The sequence below is a fragment of the Mycobacteroides immunogenum genome, assembly GCF_001605725.1.
GTDB lineage: Bacteria > Actinomycetota > Actinomycetes > Mycobacteriales > Mycobacteriaceae > Mycobacterium > Mycobacterium immunogenum.
The window spans coordinates 493,316-519,886 of sequence record NZ_CP011530.1; the positions used below are offsets into that span (position 1 = coordinate 493,316).

Annotated in this window: 24 protein-coding genes and 1 tRNA gene; 10 read left to right on the top strand and 15 right to left on the bottom strand. The window is 65.7% G+C overall.

Annotation, left to right across the window (positions count from 1 at the left end; translation table 11 throughout):
* Positions 1-53 precede the first annotated feature (53 nt).
* The 4 genes from ABG82_RS02510 to recC form a co-directional block, all read right to left on the bottom strand.
* Complete coding sequence (locus tag ABG82_RS02510) at positions 54-938, bottom strand: HNH endonuclease (RefSeq protein WP_043078479.1); 885 nt, start codon at positions 936-938, stop codon at positions 54-56.
* A 67-nt stretch (positions 939-1,005) separates the two neighbouring features.
* Complete coding sequence (gene recD, locus ABG82_RS02515) at positions 1,006-2,700, bottom strand: exodeoxyribonuclease V subunit alpha (RefSeq protein WP_043078480.1); 1,695 nt, start codon at positions 2,698-2,700, stop codon at positions 1,006-1,008.
* Positions 2,697-5,942, bottom strand: a complete 3,246-nt coding sequence (gene recB / locus ABG82_RS02520) for an exodeoxyribonuclease V subunit beta (protein WP_043078526.1) — start codon at positions 5,940-5,942, stop codon at positions 2,697-2,699. Before recB ends, recD begins: the two co-directional genes overlap by 4 nt.
* Complete coding sequence (gene recC, locus ABG82_RS02525; RefSeq protein ID WP_043078481.1) at positions 5,939-9,172, bottom strand: exodeoxyribonuclease V subunit gamma; 3,234 nt, start codon at positions 9,170-9,172, stop codon at positions 5,939-5,941. Before recC ends, recB begins: the two co-directional genes overlap by 4 nt.
* Positions 9,173-9,367: 195 nt before the next feature.
* Here recC and ABG82_RS02530 point away from each other — a divergent pair, with 195 nt between their 5' ends.
* From ABG82_RS02530 to ABG82_RS02540, 3 genes are all read left to right on the top strand, one after another.
* Entirely contained in the window at positions 9,368-10,603 is a 1,236-nt protein-coding gene (locus ABG82_RS02530) for an acyltransferase family protein (RefSeq protein WP_043078482.1), read from the top strand.
* A 72-nt stretch (positions 10,604-10,675) separates the two neighbouring features.
* A complete protein-coding gene (locus ABG82_RS02535; RefSeq protein WP_043078527.1) occupies positions 10,676-11,368 on the top strand; it encodes an Rv0518 family GDSL lipase in 693 nt (230 codons plus the stop codon).
* Between the two features lie 44 nt (positions 11,369-11,412).
* Positions 11,413-11,895 carry a hypothetical protein gene (locus ABG82_RS02540; protein WP_043078483.1) on the top strand — a complete coding sequence of 161 codons (483 nt, stop codon included), beginning with the start codon at positions 11,413-11,415 and terminating at the stop codon, positions 11,893-11,895.
* A 2-nt stretch (positions 11,896-11,897) separates the two neighbouring features.
* Here ABG82_RS02540 and ABG82_RS02545 read toward each other — a convergent pair whose 3' ends face one another.
* From ABG82_RS02545 to ponA2, 7 genes are all read right to left on the bottom strand, one after another.
* Complete coding sequence (locus ABG82_RS02545) at positions 11,898-12,614, bottom strand: GNAT family N-acetyltransferase (RefSeq protein ID WP_043078484.1); 717 nt, start codon at positions 12,612-12,614, stop codon at positions 11,898-11,900.
* A gap of 154 nt (positions 12,615-12,768) precedes the next feature.
* Positions 12,769-13,356 (bottom strand): hypothetical protein, encoded by a 588-nt coding sequence (locus ABG82_RS02550; protein ID WP_043078485.1) that lies wholly within the window; start codon positions 13,354-13,356, stop codon positions 12,769-12,771.
* A 69-nt stretch (positions 13,357-13,425) separates the two neighbouring features.
* Positions 13,426-13,569: a hypothetical protein gene (locus ABG82_RS28520; protein ID WP_005092105.1), complete on the bottom strand. Its 144-nt coding sequence runs from the start codon at positions 13,567-13,569 to the stop codon at positions 13,426-13,428.
* A gap of 69 nt (positions 13,570-13,638) precedes the next feature.
* Positions 13,639-13,712 (bottom strand) — tRNA-Pro (locus ABG82_RS02560).
* 168 nt (positions 13,713-13,880) lie between these two features.
* Positions 13,881-14,951 carry an L-cysteine desulfhydrase Cds1 gene (gene cds1 / locus ABG82_RS02565; RefSeq protein WP_043078486.1) on the bottom strand — a complete coding sequence of 357 codons (1,071 nt, stop codon included), beginning with the start codon at positions 14,949-14,951 and terminating at the stop codon, positions 13,881-13,883.
* Position 14,952: 1 nt separating this feature from the next.
* Positions 14,953-15,915 carry a metallophosphoesterase gene (locus ABG82_RS02570; RefSeq protein ID WP_043078528.1) on the bottom strand — a complete coding sequence of 321 codons (963 nt, stop codon included), beginning with the start codon at positions 15,913-15,915 and terminating at the stop codon, positions 14,953-14,955.
* Positions 15,916-15,988: 73 nt separating this feature from the next.
* On the bottom strand, positions 15,989-18,412 hold the full coding sequence (gene ponA2 / locus ABG82_RS02575; RefSeq protein WP_043078487.1) for a transglycosylase/D,D-transpeptidase PonA2: 2,424 nt from the start codon (positions 18,410-18,412) through the stop codon (positions 15,989-15,991).
* Positions 18,413-18,670: 258 nt separating this feature from the next.
* Here ponA2 and ABG82_RS02580 point away from each other — a divergent pair, with 258 nt between their 5' ends.
* Positions 18,671-18,988: a WhiB family transcriptional regulator gene (locus ABG82_RS02580; protein ID WP_005086942.1), complete on the top strand. Its 318-nt coding sequence runs from the start codon at positions 18,671-18,673 to the stop codon at positions 18,986-18,988.
* 94 nt (positions 18,989-19,082) lie between these two features.
* Here the strand turns inward: ABG82_RS02580 and ABG82_RS02585 are convergent, their stop codons facing one another.
* Positions 19,083-20,204 carry an ArsA family ATPase gene (locus ABG82_RS02585; protein WP_043078488.1) on the bottom strand — a complete coding sequence of 374 codons (1,122 nt, stop codon included), beginning with the start codon at positions 20,202-20,204 and terminating at the stop codon, positions 19,083-19,085.
* A complete protein-coding gene (locus ABG82_RS02590) occupies positions 20,201-21,232 on the bottom strand; it encodes an ArsA family ATPase (RefSeq protein WP_043078489.1) in 1,032 nt (343 codons plus the stop codon). Before ABG82_RS02590 ends, ABG82_RS02585 begins: the two co-directional genes overlap by 4 nt.
* 59 nt (positions 21,233-21,291) lie before the next feature.
* On the opposite strand from ABG82_RS02590, the gene ABG82_RS02595 reads away from it, so the two are divergent.
* The 3 genes from ABG82_RS02595 to ABG82_RS02605 are packed head-to-tail and all read left to right on the top strand — an operon-like array spanning position 21,292 to position 22,714.
* Positions 21,292-21,453: a DUF4177 domain-containing protein gene (locus tag ABG82_RS02595; RefSeq protein WP_005063257.1), complete on the top strand. Its 162-nt coding sequence runs from the start codon at positions 21,292-21,294 to the stop codon at positions 21,451-21,453.
* Positions 21,450-21,923: a RidA family protein gene (locus ABG82_RS02600; RefSeq protein WP_043078490.1), complete on the top strand. Its 474-nt coding sequence runs from the start codon at positions 21,450-21,452 to the stop codon at positions 21,921-21,923. The genes ABG82_RS02595 and ABG82_RS02600 overlap by 4 nt, the downstream gene beginning before the upstream one ends.
* Entirely contained in the window at positions 21,923-22,714 is a 792-nt protein-coding gene (locus ABG82_RS02605; RefSeq protein ID WP_078343765.1) for an MBL fold metallo-hydrolase, read from the top strand. The genes ABG82_RS02600 and ABG82_RS02605 overlap by 1 nt, the downstream gene beginning before the upstream one ends.
* On the opposite strand, the gene pdxR is transcribed toward ABG82_RS02605, so the two are convergent.
* Complete coding sequence (gene pdxR / locus ABG82_RS02610; protein ID WP_043078492.1) at positions 22,649-24,082, bottom strand: MocR-like pyridoxine biosynthesis transcription factor PdxR; 1,434 nt, start codon at positions 24,080-24,082, stop codon at positions 22,649-22,651. The two genes, ABG82_RS02605 and pdxR, sit on opposite strands and share 66 nt — an antisense overlap.
* Before the next feature lie 74 nt (positions 24,083-24,156).
* Here pdxR and ABG82_RS02615 point away from each other — a divergent pair, with 74 nt between their 5' ends.
* Genes ABG82_RS02615 through ABG82_RS02625 form a run of 3 tightly spaced genes read left to right on the top strand, consistent with a single transcriptional unit; the run spans position 24,157 to position 25,877 of the window.
* Complete coding sequence (locus tag ABG82_RS02615; protein WP_043078493.1) at positions 24,157-24,582, top strand: cupin domain-containing protein; 426 nt, start codon at positions 24,157-24,159, stop codon at positions 24,580-24,582.
* Positions 24,582-25,007, top strand: coding sequence for a MauE/DoxX family redox-associated membrane protein (locus ABG82_RS02620; RefSeq protein ID WP_043078494.1), 426 nt, complete (start codon positions 24,582-24,584; stop codon positions 25,005-25,007). The genes ABG82_RS02615 and ABG82_RS02620 overlap by 1 nt, the downstream gene beginning before the upstream one ends.
* 24 nt (positions 25,008-25,031) lie before the next feature.
* Positions 25,032-25,877, top strand: a complete 846-nt coding sequence (locus ABG82_RS02625) for a DMT family transporter (RefSeq protein WP_043078495.1) — start codon at positions 25,032-25,034, stop codon at positions 25,875-25,877.
* Between the two features lie 11 nt (positions 25,878-25,888).
* Here the strand turns inward: ABG82_RS02625 and crp are convergent, their stop codons facing one another.
* Positions 25,889-26,563 (bottom strand): cAMP-activated global transcriptional regulator CRP, encoded by a 675-nt coding sequence (gene crp / locus ABG82_RS02630; protein ID WP_005063269.1) that lies wholly within the window; start codon positions 26,561-26,563, stop codon positions 25,889-25,891.
* Positions 26,564-26,571: the final 8 nt, after the last annotated feature.

Below are 26,571 nucleotides of genomic sequence, written 5' to 3' on the forward strand. Positions count from 1 at the left end.
ATGGCGTTCTATGCCAGTGTGCCGGATGGGGGCCGAAGGAGGTGGGCTGACGGTCAGCCAGCTGTGAGGAATTCGTCGAAACGCTCCGCTAGACGATCTTTAGACGGGTAGTCAACGATGCGTGTCGGGAGCGCCAATGTACGTCCGTCCATCTCTTGAAGACCGTGCCGCAACATAGGGCCGTCCACCTCGTCCATTAGCTCACGATTGATACGCACCGCATAGTCGGGCGATATGCCTAAGAGGTTCGTGTCGTAGGCGGCGTGGTGGAGCTTGCAAAGGCTAAGTCCGTTCTCGACGATCGGTGATCCGTTGGGTTTGTGATCTCCGATGATGTGTGCAGCGTCCAGGAGCTTGCCGTGTCTCAACGTGCAAACGGTGCATTGTTGTTGATAGGCCAACAGAATCTTTCCGCGAAACTCGGGCTGGTGAAGTCGGAGTTTGGTAGTTCTCTCGGCGTAAGCGCGTTCGAGAGGGCTCAGATGTAGGGGGTCGGGGACGGATCGCAGACTCTCGTCCAGCGCGAGGATAAATCTGCGGTTGGGCATGTCGTCGGCTACGACGTAAACGGGAAAGACAGGTACGAATACCCCTGCCCGGATAGTACGCAACAAAATGATGGGTAGTTCCAGTTCATAGGCTCGCCGCAGCTTGCGATTGGAGCCATCTGTGCTACCGGCCTCGTAGTCGTACCCAAAAAGGGAATCACCAAAATGTGTATCCGCGTATGGCCCTTTCGGATTCGATACGACGGAAAGGGTCGCGTTGAGGTCCCGTGGATTCCAAATGCCGCGGTTACGGTCAATGACACGTCGGACCTGATTGCTGACTTCTAGAGACTCCAACTCTGACCGCGTAATCGCGCCACGGTCGGCGGTGATCTCAGTAAGCCGATCAAAGATCATCTGGCGGAGATGCCGCTCCACCTCGCTGTCCATGGTGAGAGTCTGCCATGGGTGGTAGTCGCATGGCGTCGAGATGAACTGTTAACGCACTTCAGGATGATCAAGAGTCCTGCCGAGTGTGTATCGATTCGATGTGTACATCCCGACTGCCACGCAACCTCCGCCCCAACCCCGACGCGCGCACCGCCTGCCGCTGGATCGCGGCCCGCACCTCGGCCTCGGACCCGACCACCCGCACGCGCTCCTTGGCGCGTGTGACTGCGGTGTAGAACAGCTCGCGCGTCAGCAGTCGGGAATCCTCCGCGGGCAGCAACACAGTCACTTCATGCGCCTGGCTGCCTTGTGACTTGTGAATCGTCATGGCGTGCATGGTCTCCACCTCAATCAGGCGGCTGGTCGCGAACGACGCCGTGCCGATCACTGCGCGCAAGCCATCAGGCCCGGCCACCGTCACGCCGGTATCGCCGTTGTACAGGCGCAATCCATAGTCATTGGCAGTCACCAGAATCGGGCGTCCCGCGTACCAGGCCGCCCAATGCGGCTCGCCCGTCTCCTCGGTGATCCACCGCTCCACCTGTCGGTTCCAGTGCGTGACCCCGAATGGTCCGTGCCGATGCGCGCACAGCAGCCGGTGCTCGTCGAGCACGGCCAGTGCCGCCGCGACGTCACCCGCCTGACTCGCCGCTCGTAGTGCAAGCGCATGGGGGACAAGCGCATCGCGCAGCCCATCTGAATCCGTCGACCACTCGACATGGGGATCTCCAGACGCCAGTACCTCGAGCGCACGATCCGTGTCTCCGTCACGCACCGCCGCCGCCAACGCGCCAATCGCCGCACCGAAACGGTGCGACGTGCGCAGTGCCGCCACTCGCTCGGACCCCAGGCCCTCGACCAGATCGGCCAGCACCGCGCCCGCCTCCACCGAGGCCAGCTGATCCGGATCACCCACCAGCAGCAGCCGGGCCTGCGGGCGCACCGCCTCCAACAACCGCGCCATCATTGTCAGCGACACCATCGACGTCTCGTCCACCACAATCACGTCGTGCGGCAACCGGTTTCCGCGATCATGTTTAAAGCGGGACGACGTGTCGGGGCGCGACCCCAACAGACGATGCAGCGTGGTCGCCTGCAACCCAGCCAACCGCGACCGGTCGACGGCATCCAGCTTGTTGACCTCCAGCTGCACCGCTTCCTGCAGCCGGGCCGCGGCCTTGCCTGTCGGTGCTGCCAGCGCGATGCGCAGCGGCGCGGCGCTCGCCGATGATGCCTGTTCGGCCAGCAGCGCCAACAGCCGCGCCACCGTGGTGGTCTTGCCCGTGCCCGGCCCGCCAGTCAGCACGGTCAGGCCCTGCGATAGCGCTATATCGGCAGCGGCGCGCTGCTCCTCGAATCCAGGTGGGAAAAGTCGCTCATAGGTGGGCACTTCGGAGTGTGGTTGTGCGGCGGCCATCAGGGCCTGCACGTCCTCGCACACCTGCTGTTCCTCGCGCCAGTACCGATCGAGGTACAGCAGCTCGCCGAAAAGCCGCAGCACGGGCGGCTCACCCGCGAGCGGGCTGGCCCGTACCGCCGCCAACCAGGTATCCGCATCGGGCCACGGCAGCGAGGGCACATCCACCTGCGCCGCCACCGCGCGCAAGTCCACACACACCGACCCGCCGCGCAGTGCCCGCACCGCCAGCGCGATCGCCAGCTCCACCGATTCGTCGGTCTCGGATGCCAACGCCGTCAACCGCTGTGCCACATGCACATCCGCGGGTTCGAGAATCTCACCGAACGCTTCCACCAAGCTCATGACAGCATCTCCGACAGCGCGACCACCAACGCCGAGGGCGGCTGCCAACTGAACACCCCGGCCGGATGCCCCTCCACCACCGGGGTATTCGCGCCACACATCCCGCGCACAAACAGATATGCGGTACCGCCCAGATGCTCCTCCGGTCGATACCCCGGTAGTCGCCACGACAGGAACCTATGCAGCACCACGCTGTACAGCAGCGCCTGCAGGGGATAGTCCGAATGCAACATGGCCTCGACCATGCGCGGTCGCGAGTAATCAGCCGCCGTCAACGGAGCGTCGCCGGTACCCAGCCAGTTGGTCTTGTAGTCGACCACCACGTATCGCGAGCCAACCCGCAGCACCGCATCCACGGAACCCGACAGATATCCGCGCAGGCTCTGCGCTCCCAGCCCGGCGCTGGTGAGACGTGATGCGTACACCGCGAGGGGATCGTCGGCAGCGAGGTGCTTGCCCAGCAGCACGCCCACGTCGGCTAGCCGCGCGAACGATCCTCCGGCAGCGTCACCGCCGGCCAACGGGAACTCGAAATCCAGCTCGCACAAACGATCCCGCAGCCCGATCTGACGCAGCGTTACGCCGGGCAGCAGGGGACCCAGCGGAGTGTCGTGCATCGGCTCCAGCGCCGCGGCCAACTCTGCCGTCGGAACCTCCACCGGCCATCGCTCCGCGTGCCGGGTGATCTGCGACTGCAGTTCCGCGACCAGGTCCGGCGCCAACGGATCCGTGGTTTCCAGCACGGCGTGCACCAACGAACCGAACGCCGCCCCGGCAGGGAGCTGCGCCATCGGCGAGGGCACGTCGGCGCCGGTTGGGGTGGAACGCAACGGAATGTCATCCACCTCGTCGTCCAGCTCAGCGATCTCCGGCTCGCTGGACACCCCCGACTCTTCGGCGGCACGCAACAGCCCCGAATAGGAGGTGCGCCGCCAGGCGGTATCGATCGGCCGATCAAACACCCGCACCCCGAGATCCTCGGAAATCGATGCTGCTGCGGCGGGAACGAATCCGGCGACCAGAGCGTCTTCGATCTTCGGGCCACCCTCGGCTTCCCATGCCCGCAATCGCTTGAGCGCGTCCACATCGGAAATCTTGGCAGGAGAACACTTGTCGGGCACCGATGGATTCCCGAGAGCGCGCCCACGTAGCAGCCTGGACAGTCCGCCGTTGGGCTCATCGAAGGACGGCGCCCACCAGGCCACCACCTGCGACTGTGCCCGCGTCAACGCCACATACGTAAGCCGGCTGGCATCACGGGCCGCCTCGGTGCGGCCCGCCAGATCGGCCATCGAATAATCAGGGTCCTCCCTGCCTCCGATGTGCAGACAACGTTCCCCATCCTCGTGGTAGAGCACGTAATCTCGTTCCGGGGCATATCGATTGAATGAGAACGGCAGATACACGATGGGGAACTGCAAGCCCTTGCTCACCCAGACCGTCATGATCTGCACGGCGGCGGCATCGCTGTCCAGGCGCCGGTTGCGTTCTGCCTCGGCCCCACCCTCCGAGCATTGGGTGCGCAGCCAATCGCGCAGCGCGGCCAGTCCGAAACCATTGCGGTGTGCCGTCTCCTGCAACAGCTCGGTCAAATGAGCGAGGTCGGTCATGGTTCGCTCACCGCCGCGCCACGACAGGACGCGTCTGCCCATTCCGGCCAGCTGGGCTGCCTCGAACACCGCAGCAACCCCGCGCTCGCGGGCTCTTCCCGCCCAGGTTCGCAGGGTTCCCGCGATCTCATCGGTCAGCGATTCACCGCCAGTGGCAAGGGTTTCCGCCGTCGCGCCGAAGAACACCGTCGCCGCGGCGGCGCGCACCAGACCGGGGCGATGCGGCTGATCGAACGCCTCCAGTAGGTACAACCAGTCCTGAGCGGCATCGGAACTGAACACGTCGGTGTCGCCGGTGTAGACGGCCGGAATCCCCGCGTCGGCCAGCGCGGTGTGGCAGGCCCGCGCATCCTTGTGGGCCTCGACAATCACCGCGATATCCCGGGCCCGCACCGGGCGACCGTCGAAGGTCGCCCCACTGGACAGCAACGCCCCGATATCGGCGGCCAGATCCTTGCCAATGTTGCGCCGCAGATCGGCGATGGGAATGACCTTGATGCCGTCCCGATTTCGCGACACCACCCGTAGCCGGAACGGATCGTTGTGTGGGGCCCCCGCCAGTCGATGCCCCTGGTGATGCGCCTGGACATCATGAACCACGATGTCCGGACCGCCGAGCTGTGCACCCCGCAGCACCGCCTGTAGCCGCTCGACCAACGCGGCATCGCTGCGCCAATTGGTGCCTAGCGTCTGCTTATCGCCGGCCGTGTCCGCCGCACGCAGATAGGTGTCGATATCACCGCCGCGGAACGCGTAGATGGCCTGCTTGGGGTCGCCGATCAGAACCAGCGTGGAGCGGCCCGAGAAGGCCCGCTCCAGCACCTGCCACTGCACCGGGTCGGTGTCCTGAAACTCGTCCACCATGACGATGGGCCACCGCTGGTGCATCCGTGCCCCCGCCGGCGAATCCGGGGCATCCAGTGCCGTGGCCAGCCGGGTCAATAGATCATCGAATCCCAGAATGCCGCGGCGGCGCTTGCGGATTTCCAACTGCTCCAGCACATCCCGGGCGAAGGTCAGCGCGGCCAGTGCGTACGAATCGGCCTCGGGTTCGCGCGGACGCAGCTGTGTCGCCGGATTGCGCACCACCTCTCTGGCCAGGCGCAACGCCCCCGGGTAGCTCAGCGGCGGAGTGTCACGCTCCTTGCCGAAATGCGTCAGATAACGGTCGTTGACGATCTCACAGACCAGGTCGTCCAGGTTCTCCACGAGCGTGACGTCTGAGTCGCTGTCGCCAGCGACCCCCAAGGATTTGAGCACGATGTGGCAGAACTGATGGGTGGTGGCGATGGTCGCGGCGTCGAAACCCGCAAGAGCGTCCCGTAGTCGTCGTTGCCTCAACTCCTGGTCGGCCAAGGTCAGATACCGCGTCAGATCCGTGCAGGCCGTCGACGGATCCTCGAAAGCCCGCAGGGCATCTACGATTTGGCCGCGTACCCGGTCGCGGAGTTCTTGGCTGGCGGCGCGTCCGAAGGTGATGAGCAGCATCTGATCCAGCGTTGCGACACCCTCGGCGACGTACCGGGTGACCAAACCCGCCAGCGCGAACGTCTTTCCGGTCCCCGCGCTGGCCTCCAGCACAGTGGTGGAACGTTCGGCGGGTAGCGGCCCCAGCAGGTCGAATCGCTTCATGAGCCACGCTCCGCCCGCAGCAGCGGCAGCCATAACCGCGCGGAATACGCTCCGAGTCGGTTCGTTTCGCCCTCGGTCTCTTCGCCGGACCGCAGCGGCTGCATCAAATGCCGCAACCAGACACCCTTTCCGAAGGCGCGCTCGACCGCAGGATCGGCGTCCTCGCCCGGGAAGTTTCCGGAACGCCAACGGTATCCGGCCTGCAACTCGGGATCGTCGCGATCGAGGCGGGCCTGCGCCCACGCATAGGAGGTCTTTAGCGGCAAGGGCAACGGCTCGCGGCGCCCCGCGTCATACACAGCCACCAAGTCACGCAGCACGTCCACCGCGTTGCCGGGTCGCCCGAGGGTGCGCGCCAGCGGTTGTGGACCGCGCCTGGCGCGGCCAATGCACACCGCCGACCAATCGGGCCGCGGGTCATGGGCGGTCAACGCCACCAGGGGAATCCACGATTGCAGCAGATGTTTGGCATCGAGTCGCGAATAGGTGACCGATACCAGCCGCTCATCGAACACCGGGGATACCGTGCCGGTAAGGCGGCGCCCATCACCGAGATTGATATCGACGTCGAAGGCGCGGGTATCGGCGGTGCGGTACCCCCTGGTCACTTCGGCCAGCGCCGCACAACGGTCCCGCAGCTCGGAGACGCGCCGCCAGCCGAGTTGGCCGGGAGGTAAAGTGCCGCGGCGCCATTCGGCCTGCTGTGCGTCGGCGGCCGACATGCCGCGCAGCATGTCGGCCAGCATGCGGTCACCCACCGTCCACTCTTCGAGGGCGTCGATCTCGACCGGCATATCGTCGGAGACCCCGTCCACATCCCACGGCAGGGTGTAGTCCAGGGCCCGGAAGAACCCCTTGATGGGGTGGTTGAAAAACGTGGCGAGGTCCGCCAAGGCCACGTCGGCCACGGCCGGTGCGGGTAGCGGACCGGAGATGAACGGGGGCCGCTGCGCCCGCGCACCCGCGGCCGCGCGGGCCGCGGTCAGCGCGGTGGTGTCGAAGGTGAAGGGGACTGCGGGAATCACACCGCCCGGTGTCACATTGCGAATATCGAACGGCTGCAAGGGGTGTGTCACGTGCACCCGCGACCGAACCGGTTGTGGGGTGGTGACGTCCAACGCGTCGAGCAGTTCGGCCAGCGGCACCGCCGGGGGACGGGCCTGCCCCGAGTACTCATTGGCGCCGGTGTAGGTGAGCACCAGGGTTTCGGTGGCAGCACCGATCGCGTCGAGCAGCAATTGCCGGTCTTCGGAACGGATATCGCGCTCACCGGTCCTCGGGTCACGGGCCAGTGCGTCATCCCCGTCGACGGCGCCGAGCCGGGGGAACACGCCGTCATCGAGCCCGACCAGGCAGACCACCCGGTGCGGAACCGAACGCATGGGCACCATGGTGCAGACCGTCAGTGTCCCGGTGCGGAAGTTGGCGCGGGTGGGGCGGCCCGCCAGGTGGCGATCCAGAAGCGCACGAATATCGCTGAGCCGCAACGAGACCGGATCAGCCTGCGCAAGGATCTCGGCGAACTCGCGCAGCATCTGGGCGCGGGGCCAGTCCTCCGCGTCCTCGGCGAGGGCCTCGATGCCGGTGGACAACGCCGTGAGCCACTGATCGAGGGGCCGGGCACCGCTCAGTGACGTCACCGTCGTGTGGAGCCGCGCAATGAATTCGGCGAAGCGGCCGGCCAGCTCGACCCGGTTGCTGCTCACATCATCGAGGGGCAGCGTGGCGCCCAGCCACGCGTGCGAGTCCTCGGACATCGCCACCCCGGCCAGCACTCGGTCGATACCGAAACGCCAGGTGTTGTGGAGAAAATCGACGCCGTAGGGCGTGCGATGCCCGGGGTCGAATCCCCAGCGGATGTTCGCCTCCCGCACCCACGCGGTGATCGCGTCCAGGTCGTCGTCGGAGAAACCAAATCGCGTGCGCACCGGCGCCGTTTCCGCGAGGTTCAAGACCTCGCTCGCGGTGGCCCGTCCGCTGGCCAGCGCCAGTACCTGCGCGGCGACCGTCAACAGCGGATTGGTTTGCACCAGAGCTCGATCGGCGAGCCGGACCCGGAGTTGATGGGCCGGATGGGCGCCGGGCACCGATTCACCGAGACCGAAGCGGGCCGATATCAGCGGCGCATACGTTTCGATGTCCGGGCACATGACGAGAATGTCGCGGGGTTCCAGCGTGGGATCGTCGGCCAGCAGGCCCAGGAGCACCTCGCGCAGTACATCGATCTGACGCGCGGGACCGTGGCAGGAATGCACTTGCACGGATCGGTCGCCGGGAGCCAGCACCCGCCCCTCCGGACGGATCTGGTCGGCCGCTAGGTCGGATTGCAGCCAGCCCAGCAGGGTGTCGGAAAATGTTGCGCCACTCAGATATTCGTCAGACACTGACGGTGGCAGGGCGCGCTGCAGCTCGCGCACGTCCCGTCCCAGCGTGGCCAGCAGGGGATGGCGTACCGCGCGGTGCCCGGTGTCTTCGCGCCGGGGTACTGCGCCGTGCTCCGCGCACAATGTGTGCCAGAGCGTGTCACTGGGATGTGGCAGCCACAGGTACAGATCGTGATGCGTCGAGAGTGCGTCGAGCAATTCGATATCGGTCACCGGGAGTCGTGTGTGCCCGAACAGGGAGATTCGTGCCGGCAGGTCCGACGGTGCCTCCCGCAGGCGCGCCAGTACCTGGCCGTGCCGGACATGCGGAGGGACGGCGTCGACACGCGAAACCAGTGCCCGCCACAGCGGCGGCTGCCAGGCCAGGTCCGGTTCGACGGCGTCGCCGTCCAGCCAGGAGATCAACAGCTCCGGGCGCTGGCGGGCATAGGACGTGAACAGCCCGGCGAGCCGGCGCGCCACCGCGTAGCGGCGGCCCTGGCGCAGCTCACGTTCCTCACCGGCCTCAAACTGCCCGAGATGAGTGGCCAGTGGCCTCGCCCAGGGCTCATCCAGGTGCTCGTCGATCACCGAGAGCAGCGGCCAGACCAGCGCCTCGGGCGACCATGGATCGTCCTGCGCCGTGCCGGTGATCTCGGCGATCAGCGAGCGCGGGCTGCGGAATCGCACACCCGCGCACACCCCGAGGTGACAGGATAACCGCTGGCTCAGCCACCGTTCGATGCCCTTGGCCGGCACCAGCACCAACTCCTGCGCAAAGGGGTCCGCGGCAGGTTCGGACAGCAGCCGGGCGAGCCCGTCGGCGAGCATGTCGGTCCGCTCGGCCCGGCGCAGGTGAAGTGCCATCGTCGCAACGATAGAACCCAGGACCGACCTGACAGCGGGGACGTGCGCCATGGCGGCGGGTCGCAGATTCAGGCTTTGGCAGCCTGCGCTGTTAGTCTCCGAAGTACGCCGGAATTGGGTCGCGGGGAGGCGTGCTCGACCGGTTGATCGCAAAGAAGCGCGAAAGAGCTGGTAGCGAGCTTGACGGAGAGAGTTGTGCGCGGCGGAGAGATCAAGGCCCTCACGGGTCTGCGCATCATCGCTGCGTTCTGGGTGGTGCTCTTCCACTTCCGCCCGCTCCTGGAACAGGCCGCCCCAGCATTTCGGTCCGCGCTGAACCCCATCCTCAACTGCGGTGCCCAGGGCGTCGACCTGTTCTTCATCCTCAGCGGATTCGTGCTGACGTGGAACTACCTCGACAGGATGGGCCACCGCTGGTCCACCCGGGAGACGCTGCACTTCCTCTGGCTGCGGCTGGCACGGGTCTGGCCCGTCTACCTGGTCACCATGCACCTGGCCGCGCTGTGGGTCATCTTCACCATGCACGTCGGGCACGTCCCCGAACGCATCGATACCTTCGACGCCACCAACTACGTGCGCCAGCTGTTCATGGTGCAGCTGTGGTTCCGGCCGTACTTCGACCTATCCAGCTGGAACGGTCCGGCCTGGTCCATCAGCGCCGAATGGCTGGCTTACCTACTTTTCGGTGGACTGGTCCTGGTCATCTTCCGGATGGCGCACGCCACCCGGGCCCGCAGCCTCATGGTGTTGGCCGTGCTGGCCTCGCTGCCGCCGGTGATGCTCCTGCTGCTGACCGGGCAGTTCTACACCCCATGGAGCTGGCTACCGCGCATCGTCATGCAGTTCACGGCCGGTGCCCTTGCCTGCGCGGCCGTGAGCCGGCTCAAGCTGTCACACCGCTCCCGCCACATGGCCGGTTACGTCGCGCTGCTGATCGTGGCGACGATCGTGGGCGCGCTGTACTTCCTGGACGCCCACCCGATCTCTGGCGTGGTTGACAGCAGCGGCGTCGTGGACGCGCTGTTCGTGCCGTTGGTGATGGCCTTGTCCGTGGGCATCGGCCCGCTGCCAACCCTGCTCTCGACCCGCGTCATGGTCTATGGCGGCCAGATCTCCTTCGGGCTGTACATGGTCCACGAGCTGGTGCACGTCTCCTGGACGTGGGCCACCAAGCAGTTCGAGCTTTCGCTGCTCGATCCCGGCGGCGGGTGGATCGTCATCGGGTTGCTGGCGCTGGCGGTGGCACTATCCATGGCGCTCTATCACTGGGTGGAGGAACCTGGGCGACGGTGGATGCGCCGCATGATCGGTGTCACCAAGCCCGCCATCACCGATCACCATGTTCCGCACAATGGCCGTAAACACCAGGTGCCCGCGGATGTGACGGATCCCGATCGGGAGCCGGTGTCGACCGGTGTAACGAGTCGATAGTTTCAAACGAATAACGCTGTGCCGCAGTCGGGTTTGCGTGCCCGTAAAATGCTGGGGACAGTGGAGGTAGCAGTGGTCCGTCTGGCCGCGTTCATCATCGCATTCGCGTTTCTCTTTGGCGTGGTCGCAGAGCGGCCGGCGCCGGTGCGGCCGTATCGGCTCGCCTACTCCGGATCGGGTCTGAACCATGTCGCGGTGGTCAGCGATTCCTACACCACAGGCACCAAGGAAGGTGGCCTTGGCGCCAAGTCATGGACGTCGCTGGCCTGGCGCATTCTGGGCCGTGAGGGTGTGCGCGTCACCGCGGACGTGGCTGCCGAGGGCCGCGCCGGATACGGCGTGCGCGGCGACCATGGCAGCGTCTTCGCCGACCTGACCGGTCGCGTCGTGCATCCGGACGACGAGCTCGTGGTGTTCTTCGGATCGCGCAATGATCAGGGCGTCGACCCCGACGCGTACACCGAGGCCACCCGCAGCACGTTGGAGTCGGCGCGGCGCATGGCGCCCGCGGCCAAGCTGCTGGTCATCGGGCCGCCCTGGCCGACAGCCGACGTTCCCGAGGTGGTGACCCAGCTGCGGGACATCCTGTACGGACAGGCCCGCGCGGTCGGTGCCGCCTGGATAGACCCACTGGCCGAACGGTGGTTCGTCGGGCGCCCGGAGCTGATCGGCTCCGACGGGGTGCACCCCAACGATGCCGGTCATGCCTACCTGGCCGACAAGATCGCCCCGCTCATCGGCACCCGGCTGACCCGCCGTCTCTGAGATTGGGCCAACAGTTATCGCCAGTTCGCTGGTACGGTCTGAACATGACGCAGCTCATGTTGTCGACCGGAATTGCCTTGTCGGCGTTTGTTTTTGCGGGTTGCGGCGCATCGCCTTCAGGGCAGGAGTCCGCGTCCACCTCGGCCGCGTCCACCCCGGCGGCGTCCCCCGAGACTTCCCATCGAGTGGTCCCGCCGGGCGGCGTCTACTGGAATCCGGTGACGCGGCAGCCCGAGGAGAAACCGGCCCAGATCGTGCTGACTCCCGCCGATGCCGGCGACATGCTGGTCGACATCACCTGGGACAGCTGGACGCAGCAGCGGGCCACCGGGAAGGCGGTGCGTGCGACAAAGGACTGTGTACCCGACTGCGCGACGGGCGGTACTACCCGACGGGACGTGATGCTGACCTTCGAAGCGCCGCGGTCGCTCCCGGATGACAGCGGCTGGTGGCAGTTCACCAAACTGGTCATCGCCGACCGAGACGGTAAATCCGACACCATCGATATGCCGGTGACCGCCCGGTAGCGCTAGCCGGCAATCACGTCCCAGGTGCCGAACAGGGTGAGTCCGGCCGCGGGAGCCAACGCGCTCGATGCCGCGTTGTCGAGCTGGCAGCGGTACTGCGGCTCGTAGCCCTGCGTGCAGGCGTACCGAAACGCCGCGCGCACCAGCCGTCGGGCGTGCCCCTTGCCCCGGAACACCGGCAATGTCAGCACCCCGAGATCCATGATGGGTGCGTCTTCCCACTGATAGGTGCTGGATGCTCCGACCAGGCGGCCATTGTCGAAGGACCCGAATACGGCCCAGTGATCCAACTCCACCTGGGCATCGTCCAGATCTTCTTCGGTGGCAGCCGACTGGAACGCCGCGAAGATTTCCTTGTCGTCGGCCGTCAGCTGGCGGATGTCACCGGTCGGAAACTCGGCGACCAGCGCGTCGCGGGCCTCGTTGGTGAAGTAGAACAGGTTGTCCGCGCCGTGCAGTGCCAGACCCGCCTTGTCGAGGCTGGTCCGGAATTCTGCCTCCGAAAGTGGCTGGGACTCGCTGAATCCGGCACGCGTGGCAAGTTCGGGCGTGAGGATGACGCTGGTCTGACCGGCAACCGTCTGGAGCACCATCAGTTCGGTGTCCTCGTGGAGTTCCTGACTGACGGCAAGGCGGAAGTCGGCGCTTTCCCTCAGCACTGCGCCGCGACCGACGTAGGCGTGCCAGAAATCGGTGATGATCGGGGAGAAGTCGGGCATCGGCTCTATCTGTTCAAGGTAATCGGTTATGGCACAAACGGATCCAGGGTAGAGATCTAGCCTTGCCGGCGCCAACGAATATTGACTGGGCACTGACAACACAAGCCGCCCGTGTCCTGGCGGACACGGGCGGCCTGAGCTAGCTGCTAGCGCGTTAGTTCAGCAGCGACGTGAGCAGCGGGTTGCCCGAGGTCTGAGGGCGCTTCTCCGGGTCGGTGCAGTCCTTCCACTTCCCGCTCTCCTGCACGAACTCGCGCTGCTGGTTCGCAGTGACATCGTGACCCTGCGCGGTGACGTCCGCGGTGGCCGTCGGAGCGGTGACGTTGACGTCGGAGACGTTGTAGTTCACTCCGGCCAGTACCTCGCGGGCCGCGTTGTGGAACGACGACCGGTAAGCCTTGTCGTCGTTGTTCTGGATCGCGGTGGTCAGTGCCTGGGTGGTCGGGCCGGAGACACCGGCGGCCGAGGCCACGGCGTTGATCATCCCGGGCCCGTAGCCGGCGATCTGGCTCAGCGGGGGGATCTGATCATCGGCAGTCTTGGAGGCCACCACGCCGCGGAACTTGTCGCAGAAGAACGTCGAGAGCTTGGCGTTGTCGAGCGACTTGATGGCAGCCGCCTCACCAGCGACGATGTCCCTGATCTGCTGTTCGTCGGCCGGGGCCGCGGCGGCCAGGGCAGCAGGCCCACTGAGTGCGGCGGCCAGCGCGATCACGCCAGCGCTCACGAGGCGTTTCTTCATGTAAAGCTCCCATTCGTCGGGTTTTGACAAACCTTACCGAAAGAAATGTCGCGCGCTCCGGCTTAGCTGTTACCGATACAGGGCAACTAGCAGGACTACCGCTGCCAGCACACCGATCAGCATCACGGCCTTGCGCAGCTTCCAGGCGAAAAGCAACGCGATGGCGACCGCCGCAAGGGCAACGGGATGCGACGCGAGTGCAGAGACATCCATGCCCCCACCATGTCATGCCAATGAAAAAGGCCCGACCGGGAGTCCCTGGCCGGGCCTTAACTTCTAGCGTCGGGGTGGCGGGATTCGAACCCACGACCTCTTCGTCCCGAACGAAGCGCGCTACCAAGCTGCGCCACACCCCGCTTTGAAGCCTCGCAAGGGTATCGCATCGGGCCCGCTGGTCGCGAATGCGTTGATCAGCGGGCCTGTGACCTGCCATCGAGCGCGGCGTTGCGCACGGAAACACGCCGTGTATCGCGGGCCTAACGTGGCGCTCGGGGCCGTCTGCTCGGGGCCGTCTAAGGAGGGGATCAGTCCCAGCGGGCGGAGTCCTCGAACTCCGCCAGCCGCACCGACGGGCCCAGCAGATCGAAGCCCTGCTCTGCCACCCAGTCGTCGTTGAAGTAGGTGTCGGCATACCGATCGCCGCTGTCGGCCAGCAGCGTCACCACGGAACCGCCCACACCGGTGGCGGCCATCTCCGAGATCAGCTGGAACGCCCCGCACAGGTTGGTTCCCGTCGACGCGCCCACCTTGCGGCCGAGCACCGCGCTGGCGTGACGGGTGAGGGCCACGGAGTACGCGTCGGCCACCTGCTCCATGCGGTCCACCACCGTCGGCAGGAACGACGGCTCCACCCGGGGGCGCCCAATGCCTTCGATCCGTGACGAAATGCCGGTCACCACATCACGTCTGGCGAGATACGACGGGTAGAACGCGGAATTGTCGGGGTCCACCACGCACAGTTGGGTGGGGTAGCGCCGGTATCGGATGTATCGGCCAATGGTCGCGCTGGTGCCACCGGTGCCCGCGCCGACGACGATCCACGTTGGCAGCGGGTGCTTTTCGTGATGCATCTGGGTGAAGATCGACTCGGCGATGTTGTTGTTGCCACGCCAGTCGGTCGCCCGTTCGGCGTTGGTGAACTGGTCCAGATAGTGCCCACCGGATTCGTCGGCAAGCCGCTGCGCCTCGGCATACACCTGCTGCGCTTCGTCAACGAAATGACAACGCCCGCCTTGTGATTCGATCAAGGCGATCTTGCTGGGGCTGGTCGAGGCGGTCATTACCGCGATGAACGGCAACCCGAGCAGCTGCGCGAAGTAGGCCTCCGAGACCGCTGTCGATCCGGACGACGCCTCCACGATGGTGGTGTTCTCGCCGATGAACCCGTTGCACAGTGCGTAGAGGAAAAGTGAACGCGCCAAACGATGTTTGAGGCTGCCGGTGATGTGCGTCGACTCGTCCTTGAGGTACAGCTGCACATCGACGGTGTCGGCCCACGCGGTGGGCAGCGGGTACCGCAACAGATGGGTGTCCGCACTGCGGCGGGCGTCCGCCTCGATCAAACGGACCGCGTTATCGGCCCATGCGCGGCTCACGTCACTGCACGGTGGCGCTGGGCGACCGGTCACCGGATTCGGCGTCGGCCTCGTGGCCGCCGGTGCGCGCCGGCACCAGGGTCAGCAGCGTCGCCTCCGGACGGCAGAAGAATCGCATGGGGGCAAACGGCGAGGTCCCGATACCCGCCGAGACGTGCAGCTGCATATGCGAACCCCACCGCGAGGGGCCCTTAACCCGGGAGCGATCCAGCTCGCAGTTGGTGACGATCGCGCCGTAGAACGGCAGGCACAGCTGCCCGCCGTGGGTGTGTCCGGCCATCACCAGCTGGTAGCCGTCTTCGGCGAAGCGGTCCAGCACGCGCGGTTCGGGTGAGTGCGTCAGACCCAGCCGCAACGTCGCCAGTGGGTTAGGCATGCCGGCGATGGTGTCGTAGCGGTCCCGGTGCAGGTGTGGGTCGTCCACGCCGGCTGCCGCGATGCGCACTCCGCCGACCTCGATCTCGCGGCGGGTGTGGGTCATGTCGTGCCAACCGCGCTCGGTGAACGCGGCCCGCAGGTCTTGCCAGGGCAGCGGCTCGCCGTGCTTGCGCTCGTGGCTCTTGTACAGATACTTGGCGGGATTCTTCAGGCGCGGACCGAAGTAGTCGTTGCTTCCGAACACGAAAAGGCCTGGGACGGAAAGTAAATCGCCCAGAGCCTGTACCACCGACGACACCGCCTTGGGGTGTGCCAAGTTGTCGCCGGTGTTGATCACCAGGTCCGGCTGCCACTGCGCCAGCTCGCGCAGCCACGCCTGCTTGAGGCGCTGGCCGGGCCGCATGTGGATGTCACTGATGTGCAGCACCCGCAGCGGGGAAGCGCCGGGATCGAGCACATCCATCGTCGCCTCACGGACGGTGAACGCGTTGCGTTCGATGATCGACGCGTACCCGATGCCAAGCGCGGCCGAACCTGCCGAGTAGGCGGCCGCCCGCTTGATAACCGTGTTCAACGACGTGCTCATCATCCGAGGGTAACTCTGAAAGCTGAGGGACCCCCGATCACCTGCACAAAACGTGGCGTATTTCTCGTACGGATCACGGAGGCGGTGCCAGTACGGGCACCGTGATGGGCGGCAAGCCGGGGATGTTGACGATGGTGGTGGTCATTTCCCCAGGTGGGGCACCCGGCATGCCCGGGAAGACAATGGGTGGCGGAGCCGGCGGGATTCCGTTACTCAACAGGATGGTGATGATGGAGCCCGGGATGGTGGTCCCGGACGGACTGGTACCCACGACGTCGTTGAACGGCGCCGTGCTGTTCACCGAGCTGGCCTGATCGGCGACCCGGAATCCGGCCTTCTTGAGGACATCACGCGCCTCGGGCTCGCGCAGGCCGGTGATGCTGGGCACCTTGGATCCCGGACCACCCTCGACGTACCGCGGCTCCGTGGGCGGCAGGACGGTGGGGCCGTAGTTGTCGGCGATCGGCTTCATGGCCTCGAACCAGGCACGTGCGGGTTCGTTACCGCCGTACAGATTTCCGTCACCGCACTTGCGCAGCGGGAAAGAGCACAGATCGCCAGGTGTGGTCGAGTCGTCGTAGATGTAGCTCGCCCCGGCCAGGTTGCTGGTGTAGCCCAGGAACGCCGACGACCGGTGGGCCTCAGTGGTGCCGGTCTTGCTGGACAGCGGCAGACTCCAGCCGACGGAACCGGCGGAACCGGCGGCGGTACCGCCGGGCTGATCGTCCTTGCTCAGGGCGTTGGCCAAGGTGTTGGCCAGTCCGGTGGGCACCACCTGCTCGCAGGCCTCCACCGTCGTCGGCACTTCCTTGCCGTGGCGATCAAAGACCTTGTCGATCGGGTTGGGTGGGCACCATTTGCCGCCCGACGCCAAGGTGGCGGCCACATTGGACAGCTCGAGCGGGTTGATCTGAATGGGGCCGAGCGTGAACGAGCCCAGGTTGTACTTCTTGATGTAGTCGGCCAGGCTCTCGTCGCCCTCAGGGTCGTACGGCTTGGCGGTTCCGGGCTCAGCGTACGAACGCATCCCCAGCTTCACCGCCATGTCCACGGCCTTGGACACGCCGATTGACTGGATGAGTTTGGCGAATGCGGTGTTCGGCGAGGTCGCCAGGGCGTCGGTGACGCTCATCGGGGAGCGGTAGTTGCCGACGTTCTTCACGCACCAGTTGTCCTTGGGGCAGCCCTTGGATCCGTCGCTGCTGCCCAGGCCCTTGGCCGCGAAGGTAGGCGGCACGTCGAGGACGGTGTTGATGCCCATCCCCATATCCATGGCCGCGGCCACCGTGAAGATCTTGAAGATCGACCCGGCGCCGTCGCCGACCAGGGAGAAGGGCTGCGGCTGCATGGTCTGGAAGGCGCTACCGTCCAGGCCATAGGTGCGGCTGGAGGCCATCGCCAAGATCGGATGGCTGGTCTGGCCGGGCTTGATGACGCTCATGACGTTGGCGATCCCGTTGAGACCGGGATCGGCGACATGCGAGACCGCCTGCTTCACCGAGTTCTGCACGTCCGGGTCCAAGGTGGTGCGGATGAGGTATCCGCCCTTCATCACCTGGTCCTTGCTGATGCCGGACTTGGCCAGGTAGTCGAGGACGTAATCGCAGAAGAACGCGCGATCACCCGCGGCGATGCAGCCACGAGGCAGCTCATTGGGCTGGGGCAGCACGCCGAGGGGCTGTGCCTTGGCGGCCAGCAGCTCGCTCTTCTTCTCGGGGGCGTTGGCGATCATCGTGTCGATCACCAGGTTCCGGCGTGCCAGCGCGCGTTCGGGATTGACGTAGGGGTTCAGCCCCGACGTGGACTGCACCATGCCGGCCAGTAGCGCGGCTTGCTGCCAGTTCAGGTCCTTGGCGTCGACGCCGAAATAGGTCTGTGCGGCATCCTGCACGCCGAAGGAGTTGTTACCGAAGGACACCAGGTTCAGGTATCGGGTCAGGATTTCCTGCTTGGTGAAGGTCTGGTCCAGCCGCAGCGCCATCCGGATCTCGCGCAATTTACGGGCGGGGGTGGTCTCGATGGCTGCCTTGCGTTCAGCATCGGTCTTGGCCACCACCAGCAGCTGATAGTTCTTCACATACTGCTGCTCGATGGTCGAACCACCGCGGGTGTCCTCGTCGCCGGACGCGTATCCAGCCAGGCCGCCCAGCGTGCCCTTCCAGTCGACACCGTTATGAGAGGTGAAGCGCTTGTCCTCGATGGACAGCAGCGCCAGCTTCATGGTGTCGGCGATCTCGTCGGCCGGAACCTCGAAGCGCCGCTGTGTGTAGAGATAGGCGATCTTGTTGCCCTTGGCGTCCTCCACGGTGGTAACCGCGGGCACCTCGCCCTGAAGCAACTGGGTGGAGCCGTTGGCCACCACATCGGACGCGCGATTGGAGGCCAGCCCGAACCCGCCCGCGAAGGGGAACATCAGCCCGGCCAAGACCACGGCCGCGACAAGTCCGCAGCCCGCGAGCTTCGCGAGGGTGACGGCCTGAGGTGGGCGTTCTGGCATAGGCACAGGGTACGTGGCATCCCCAGAGGTGTCTGCGGGGTAGTTGGTTGGTAACGCGGGGCCTTCGCGGGGCGATGAAAAGACGTTGTCGGCACAACCGTCCCAAAAAATTCCGATCAAGTGTTGCGTTGAGAACCCCTGACCACTAGCTTGATCTCACGGTGTGATTCAAGTTACACACCAAGCGGACTGTGGCCCACGCCTCTTATGGGCTACTCGTGACAGAAGGGATTGCCAGTGTCAGCTTCACGGCCAGCCATGAGTGCTCTGCATACGGCGGTATCGATCGATGGTGGAGAAGCTCGCATTGCCTGGGTCTCCCAGGCCAGATGCAGACAGGGCGATCCCGACGAGTTGTTCGTGCGAGGGGCGGCACAGCGCAAGGCCGCGGTCATCTGCCGCCACTGCCCGGTGATGATGGAATGTGGCGCCGACGCGCTGGATAACCGAGTGGAGTTCGGTGTCTGGGGAGGCCTGACCGAACGGCAACGTCGCGCGATGCTGAAGGCGCACCCCGAGGTGGAATCGTGGGCTGACTTCTTCGCCGCGCAGCGCAAGCACAAGAGCGCCGTCTAACTCTTTTCCGACGAGTGTCGACTTCCCGGGCAGTTCTCACGAACTTCTGCCCGGAAAGTCGACACTCGACGTGTATCTGGGTCGTGTATCCGGGTTAGGAAGCGACGCCGGTGATCTGATCGGCGATGGCGCGCAGCGCATCCACATCCGAGACATCGAACGGCAGCGAAGGGACCCCGACGATCGGCACCGTCGGGTTGGCGCTGGTGAAGCGCGACAGCAGCCGAATTTCCCGCTTGGCGGTCGCGGCCCGCTCGGCGTGGATCCGCAGCACCGCTCCGGGCAGGCTGTATTCGCCGGATTCGTCGAGATTGTCGGCGAGGTCGACAGCCCGCTCAACGGTCAGACTCGACAGCGTGGGGTGGGTGCGGTTGAGGATGAGGCCGGCCAGCGGCATGCCCTCCTGGGTGAGCCGTTCGACGAAGAAGGTCGCCTCGCGCAGTGCATCGGGCTCGGCGGCCGACACCACAACAAACTGGGTGCTGCGCCGACGTAGCAATTCGTAGGTGCGATCCGCCTTTTCACGGAACCCGCCGAACGTCGAGTCCAGGGATTGCACGAACATTGAAGCGTCGGAAAGCAGTTGGGAGCCCAGCACCGTGGATAGGGCCTTCATCGCCAGCCCCACAGCTCCGGTGACGATGCGGCCCAGGCCGCGGCTGGATCCCAGCAGCATCTTCCAAAGGCGACCATCCATGAAGCTGCCCAACCGTTTTGGCGCGTCCAGGAAGTCCAGGGCGTTACGGGACGGCGGTGTGTCCACCACGATCAGATCCCATTTGTCCTCATGGAGAAGCTGTCCCAGTTTCTCCATGGCCATGTACTCCTGCGTGCCGGACATGGATGTGGCGACCGTTTGATAGAACTTGTTGTCCAGAATCGATTGTGCGCGATCAGATCCCGCGTGCTGGACGACCAGCTCGTCGAAGGTGCGGCGCATGTCCAGCATCATTGCGAACAGCTCGCCCTTGAGGCCCTCGATCTGCACCTGCTGTGGGGTGTTGCCCAGGGCTTCGATGCCCAGCGACTGCGCCAGCCGGCGTGCCGGGTCGATGGTCAGCACCACCACGGTGCGCCCATACTCCGCGGCGCGTAGCGCGACCGATGCTGCCGTCGTGGTCTTGCCGACACCGCCTGCGCCGCAACAGACTACGACGCGATTCTTGCGATCTTCGAGGATGGCCGCCATGTCCAAGACGGCAGGTGCGTTGCTCATCGGACTCCCTGCTCGGCCAGGTGCTCGGCCAGTTCGTAGAGGCTGCCCAGGTCGACGCCGTCGGGCAGGGTAGGCAATTCCAGGCGCGGAATGCGCAGCTCGCCGAGTAGCTCCTCGCTCTCGGCGCGCGCCCGCATCCGGGTCGCATGCTCGATGGTCTCGGTGAGCAGGCCCGCGAAGTCGGCGTCGGAAAGCGTTACGTTGTTCTCGTCCAACGCCTTACGTACCGCATCGGCGTCGATGACGCCCTCGGCGGCCTTGTCCAGATCGGCGGGAGACAGGTGCGCCACCACGGTTCGGTTGACGATGACGCTGCCCACCGGCAAGCCCATCTCGGTGAGTTCGGCGATGGCCTCGGCGGTTTCCTGCATGGGCAGTGCCTCGAGGAGGGTTACCAAATGGATGGCGGTCTGGTCCGAGTGCAGCAGCCTGCGTACGCCCTCGGACTGTGAATGGATCGGGCCACCCTTGGCGATATCGGACAGTGCGGACGTCACGTCAAGGAAGCGGGCGATCCGGCCGGTGGGCGGTGCGTCGACCACCACGGCGTCGTACACATGCCGTCCTGACTTGTCGGTACGGACGATGCATTCCTTGATCTTTCCGGTCAAGATCACGTCGCGCAGACCCGGTGCGATGGTGGTGGCGAACTCGATGGCGCCGATGCGCTTCATCGCGCGTCCCGCCAGGCCCAGGTTGTAGAACATATCGAGGTACTCCATGAACGCCGTCTCGATCTCGATGGCGAGCGCGTTCACCACTCCGCCGCCCTCGGCGGTGGCGATCTTGAGTTCCTTGGGTGCCAGTGGTGGAACGTCGAAGAGCTGGGCGATGCCTTGCCGGTTTTCGACCTCGACCAGCAGCACCTTGCGGCCCCCCGCGGCCAGCGCGAGGGCGAGCGCCGCGGCGATGGTGGACTTTCCGGTCCCGCCCTTGCCGGTCACAAAGTGCAGCCGCGCATTCGCGACGCGCGCGGGCCAGGTGTTGGCTGGGGTCCCTGCGTCATTGTCAGGGGAAGTGTTCACCACGCACGCATGCTAACTGTCCGCCATCGACTGCCAACCCACAACGCCCTAGGGTTGCCCCTATGACAGAACGCACCGCGTGGGAGTACGCGACAGTCCCGCTGTTGACACATGCCACCAAGCAGATCCTGGACCAATGGGGAAGCGATGGCTGGGAGCTCGTGAGCGTGCTGCCGGGGCCCACCGGTGAACAGCACGTCGCCTACCTGAAGAGGTCCAAATGAGCACGCATAGCGCCCGGCTGGCCGAGCTGGGCATCGAACTCCCCGCCGTCGCAGCACCCTTGGCGGCCTACCAGCCCGCGGTACGCAGCGGCAACCACGTCTACACCTCCGGACAACTGCCCATCGTGGACGGCAATCTGGTCACCGCCGGCAAGGTCGGCGCCGAGGTATCTCCGGAGGACGCCAAGGGGCTGGCCCGCATCTGCGCCCTGAATGCGGTGGCGGCCGTGGACGCCCTCGTCGGGATCAACAACGTGGTGAAGGTGGTCAAGGTCGTCGGATTTGTCGCATCGGCACCGGGATTCACCGGCCAGCCCGGCGTGGTGAACGGGGCCTCGGAGCTGTTGGGCGAGGTGTTCGGCGACGCGGGCGTGCATGCGCGTTCGGCCGTTGGAGTTGCCGAGCTGCCCATCAACGCCCCGGTCGAGGTCGAGATCTTGGTAGAGGTGCGCGAGGGAGTGTCCGCATAGTGCATCCCGCCTACGGGCAGCTGCGGCCGGTCACCGAGACCGCCTCGGTGCTGTTGGCCAACAACCCGGGGATGATGACGCTGGAGGGCACCAACACCTGGGTGTTACGGGCGCCGGGCAGCGACGAGATCGTCATCGTCGACCCGGGTCCGGGCGTCGCCGCCGGTGACCCCGATGTGCATGTCGAGGAGCTCGCCAAGATCGGCAAGGTGGCGTTGGTGCTGGTGAGTCACCGGCACTTCGATCACACCGGCGGCGTCGACCGTCTGGTCGAGCTGACCGGCGCTCCGGTGCGCGCGGCGGATCCGGCCTGGTTGCGCGGCGATTCCGTCGCACTGAGCGATGGCGAGCGCATCGACGTCGCGGGATTGTCGATCTCGGTGCTGGCGACGCCGGGGCACAGCGATGATTCGGTCTCTTTCGTGCTCGATGACGCGGTGCTGACCGCGGACACCATCCTGGGGCGCGGTACCACGGTCATCGCACAGGACGGCGGCGGCCTCGGTGACTACCTGGACTCCTTGAAACGACTGCAGGGACTGGGAAAACGGGCTGTCTTGCCTGGTCACGGGCCGGAACTGAGCGACCTGTCCGCGGCCTCGGCCGAGTATCTGGCACATCGCGAGCAGCGGTTGGATCAGGTGCGCACGGCGCTCGCGGCGCTGGGGGAGGACGCTTCGGCACGACAGGTTGTCGAGTTCGTGTACACCGACGTGGATCCGTCGCTATGGGGCGCCGCCGAGTGGTCCGTGCAGGCTCAGCTCGATTACCTGCGCCAGGTCTCCAGCTAGCTTCGCAACCGCCTCGGCTGGCGTATTGGCTACGCCAAGTACTAAGCCGCGCTGGCAATTCCGTTCATCGTGGAACCACGGCGAGTATGGTGCGACACCAAAGCCCGATGCCCAGGCACGGCTGGCGACCTCAACATCGTCGACGCCGGCCGGTAGCTGTAACAGCATCATCGGCCCAGCTAGCCGCGTGAGCGGAAACCACTGTCCCAGGCTGGATTCAACGGCCTCTCTGCGGCGGAGGTACAGACGTTTCATGCGTCGCAGGTGGCGCAGGAAATGCCCGTCGCGCATGAACTCGGCGACCGCGATTTGGGTGTTGGCACCCGAGGCAGGGGATAGCGATGTCATGGCGTCGAACCGATCGATGAGTGCGGTGGGCGCCGCGATGAATCCAAGGCGCAGAGCGGGATTGATGGTCTTGCTGAACGTGCCGACGTGAATGACGCGGCCGTGCTGGTCGAGCGACGCCAGCGCGGGTGCGGCTCGCCCGGTCAGCTGCAGCTCGCTGAGGTAGTCGTCGTCGATGATCCAGCCGTCGGCCGACTCGGCCCAGGACAGCAGCTCGCGGCGCCGCGCCAACGACAGCGACACCCCTAGCGGCGACTGTTGTGCGGCCGTGACCACTGCCAGCGAGGCCGTCGGCTCGGTGGCGAGTGCTTCCTGGACAACCATCCCTTCCCCGTCGACCCGCACCGGCACCGGCGAAAGTCCGGCGATCCTCAATCCCTCACGGGTGAAGGGGTATCCGGGGTCCTCTGTCCACACTGTCGAGGTGCGCAACTGGAGCGCCCGCAGTGCCATGCCAAGGCCGCCCGCGTAGCCGCTGGTGATAAAGATCTGCTCGGCGGTGCAGCGCAGTCCACGCGCGATGGAAAGATGTGCGGCGATCTCGCGCCGTAGTGCGGGTTCGCCCCGGGGGTCGGCGTTGAAAACCCCGCGCTCGGCAACCGCGCGGGTCGCTCGCGCGGCGATGCGCGACCATTGCGCCACCGGAAAGGCATCGTGTGCGGGCACGGCTACCTGAAATGGCCGTGGCGGCGTGTCGAATTCGATGGGTATTCGCGGCGCCAACATGCGGACGGATGGAGGCGCCGGGACGACAGCCGGCAGCGCCGGCAACCGGTCTTCGACAAAGGTGCCTGCCGGACCGAGGGCGACGATCAGCTGTTCGTCGGCCAGACGCTCATAGGCGACGCGGACGGTGCCGCGCGCTACCCCCAGCTGTACTGCGAGATCGCGCCACGACGGTAGCCGTGCCCCGGGCGCCAGACGGCCCTCCCGGATTGCGGCGCCGATACCCAACCGAATCTGTTCGGACAGCGACCTTGGAGAGCTGCGCGTTACGTCCAGCTCCAATGCGGGGTCCACGCCGGCTGACGGTACAAGATTTTACGTAAGTCTTGAACCTTTTCCTGCACCATTGAACGAGACAGGATTGCGTCATGTTCATCCGCATTGTGTTGTCGCTGCTGCTGGCAGCGTTGGCGCCGATACCGATCGCCAGCGCGCAGCCCGAGAAGAGAACACCGACGGTAACCGTGGTCTCTTCCCGGGAGATTTCAAACATTCCGGGAAAGTCGTTTGTGATAGTTCGCGTCGACTTCCCTCCAGGAGCGGTGAGCCCCCCGCATCGGCACGCTGGCTCGGCCTTCATTCAGGCATTTGTGGAGTCCGGCACGCTCCGCAATGAAGTGGAGGGAGACGGAGTTCGCGACTACTCGGCGGGGCAGTACTGGTACGAGGAGCCGGGCGCGCACCACTTACGAACAGAGAATTTGAGCAGCTCTGCGCCTGCGGTGTTGTTCGCGGACATCATCATGGACACCGGCGATGAGCCATTGACCATCTACGACGAGCCGGGACAGTGATGTTGATTCTTGGCCTGCGCCTCGCCCTGGCGGCGTCCTTCTTGAGTGCTGTGGCCGACCGGCTCGGATGGCTTGGGCCCAACGGTAAAAGTTGGGTGAGCTGGGGCGATATGCAACATTTCCGGGAGTACACGCACCAATTGGTGCCATTCGTCGACGGAGAGTTGCTGACCATCCTGGCGTGGGCGGCCACCGCCGCGGAGCTGACTATCGCCGTCGCGCTGCTGGTGGGGATCTTCGTGCCCTGGACCGGGTTGGCCGCGGGTGCCCTGCTCGCGACCTTCGCAATTGCTATGACGGTGTCGCTGGGGCCCTCGGTGATGCTGGCCTATTCGGTGACGTCGGCGATGATGGCGGCCTTCGCGCTCGCTCATCTCTCGCGCGGTGGGCCGGTGCCCTTCAGTCTCGATTCGCTGCTGAGATGAGCCCGCGGGTAGCGTCGGGGAACCGTGAACTCGATCCCCCTCGCCCTTGCGGGCTCACTGAGTTGGGGCATCAGCGACTTCATCGGTGGGCATGCGAGTAAGCGACGCTCGACGCTCGCGGTACTGACGCTGAGCCGGCCCGTCGGACTGGCGGTCGTGGGGCTGGTGGCCGTGTTCACCGCCTCCACGCATTTCGATGGCCGCACGATGCTCGGAATGCTTTCTGGTCCAGCGGCTTTCACTGCGCTCTACGCGCTGTATCGTGCTCTCGCCATCGGCCCCATGGGTGTGGTGTCCCCGATCGCCGCGGTCGGTGCGGTGGTGCCGGTGCTGTGGGGCGCCATCATCGGGCAATCGCTGTCGGGCCTGACCTACCTGGGACTGGCCGGCACTCTCGTCGGGGTCATGCTGGCCTCTGCCTCGGAAGGGCTCGACGGGCAGCGGCCAGGGCGACAGGTGCTCGTGTGGTCGTTCTTCTGCATGGTGATGTTCGGGGTCTGCATGATCCTGCTTGCCGAGGCGGGCAGATATCACCCCGTGGAGGCGGTGGTGGTCTCCCGCGCCACCGAGGTCCTGCTGATCCTGATACTCGGGGCGCTGAGCTGGAAGAGCCTGCGCGAGAACCTGCGTCCGCCGTTCGGGGTAGTGCCCTTCGCCGGTGTGCTCGACACGTCGGCCATGCTGCTGTTCGCGTACGCCTCGGGGCACGGCAGCCTGGGTGTCGCGGCGGTGCTGTCCTCGCTATACCCCGTGGTGACCGTCCTCATTGCCCGCGTGGTGCTGCATGAGCGCCTCAGCAGGGTCCAACAGGCTGGGGCGGTGCTGACGCTGGTGTGCGTAGCGGTGGTGGCATTCAGCGCGGCGCGCTGACATCCGCGCGCTCAGCGTGCGCGGCGGGCCAAGCGCTCGGAGTCCGAGATCAGGACGCTCTTGCCTTCCAACCGGATCCAGCCGCGGTGCGCGAAATCGGCAAGAGCCTTGTTCACGGTCTCGCGGGACGCACCGACCAGCTGTGCGATCTCTTCCTGGGTCAGGTCGTGCGTCACGCGCAGGGCGCCGCCCTCCTGGGTGCCGAACCGCTGAGCCAGCTGCAGCAGCTGCTTGGCCACGCGGCCGGGCACGTCGGTGAAGATCAAATCGGCGAGATTGTTGTTGGTGCGGCGCAGGCGGCGGGCCAACACGCGCAGTAGCTGCTCGGCGATCTCCGGGCGGTCGGCGATCCAGGCGCGCAGCGCGTCACGGTCCATGGACACCGCGCGCACCTCGGTGATGGTGGTGGCGCTCGACGTCCGGGGACCCGGGTCGAAGATCGACAGCTCACCGAACATGTCCGACGGACCCATGATCGTCAGCAGATTCTCACGGCCGTCAGGTGACCGGCGCCCGATCTTCACCTTGCCGGTGATGATGATGTACAGACGGTCGCCAGGCTCGCCCTCGGCGAACACCGTGTGCCCGCGCGGAAAGTCAACCGGCTGTAGCTGCTTGGTCAGCGCCGAGACGGCGCTCGGTTCGACACCCTGGAAGATTCCGGCCCTGGCCAGGATCTCGTCCACGTTTGCCC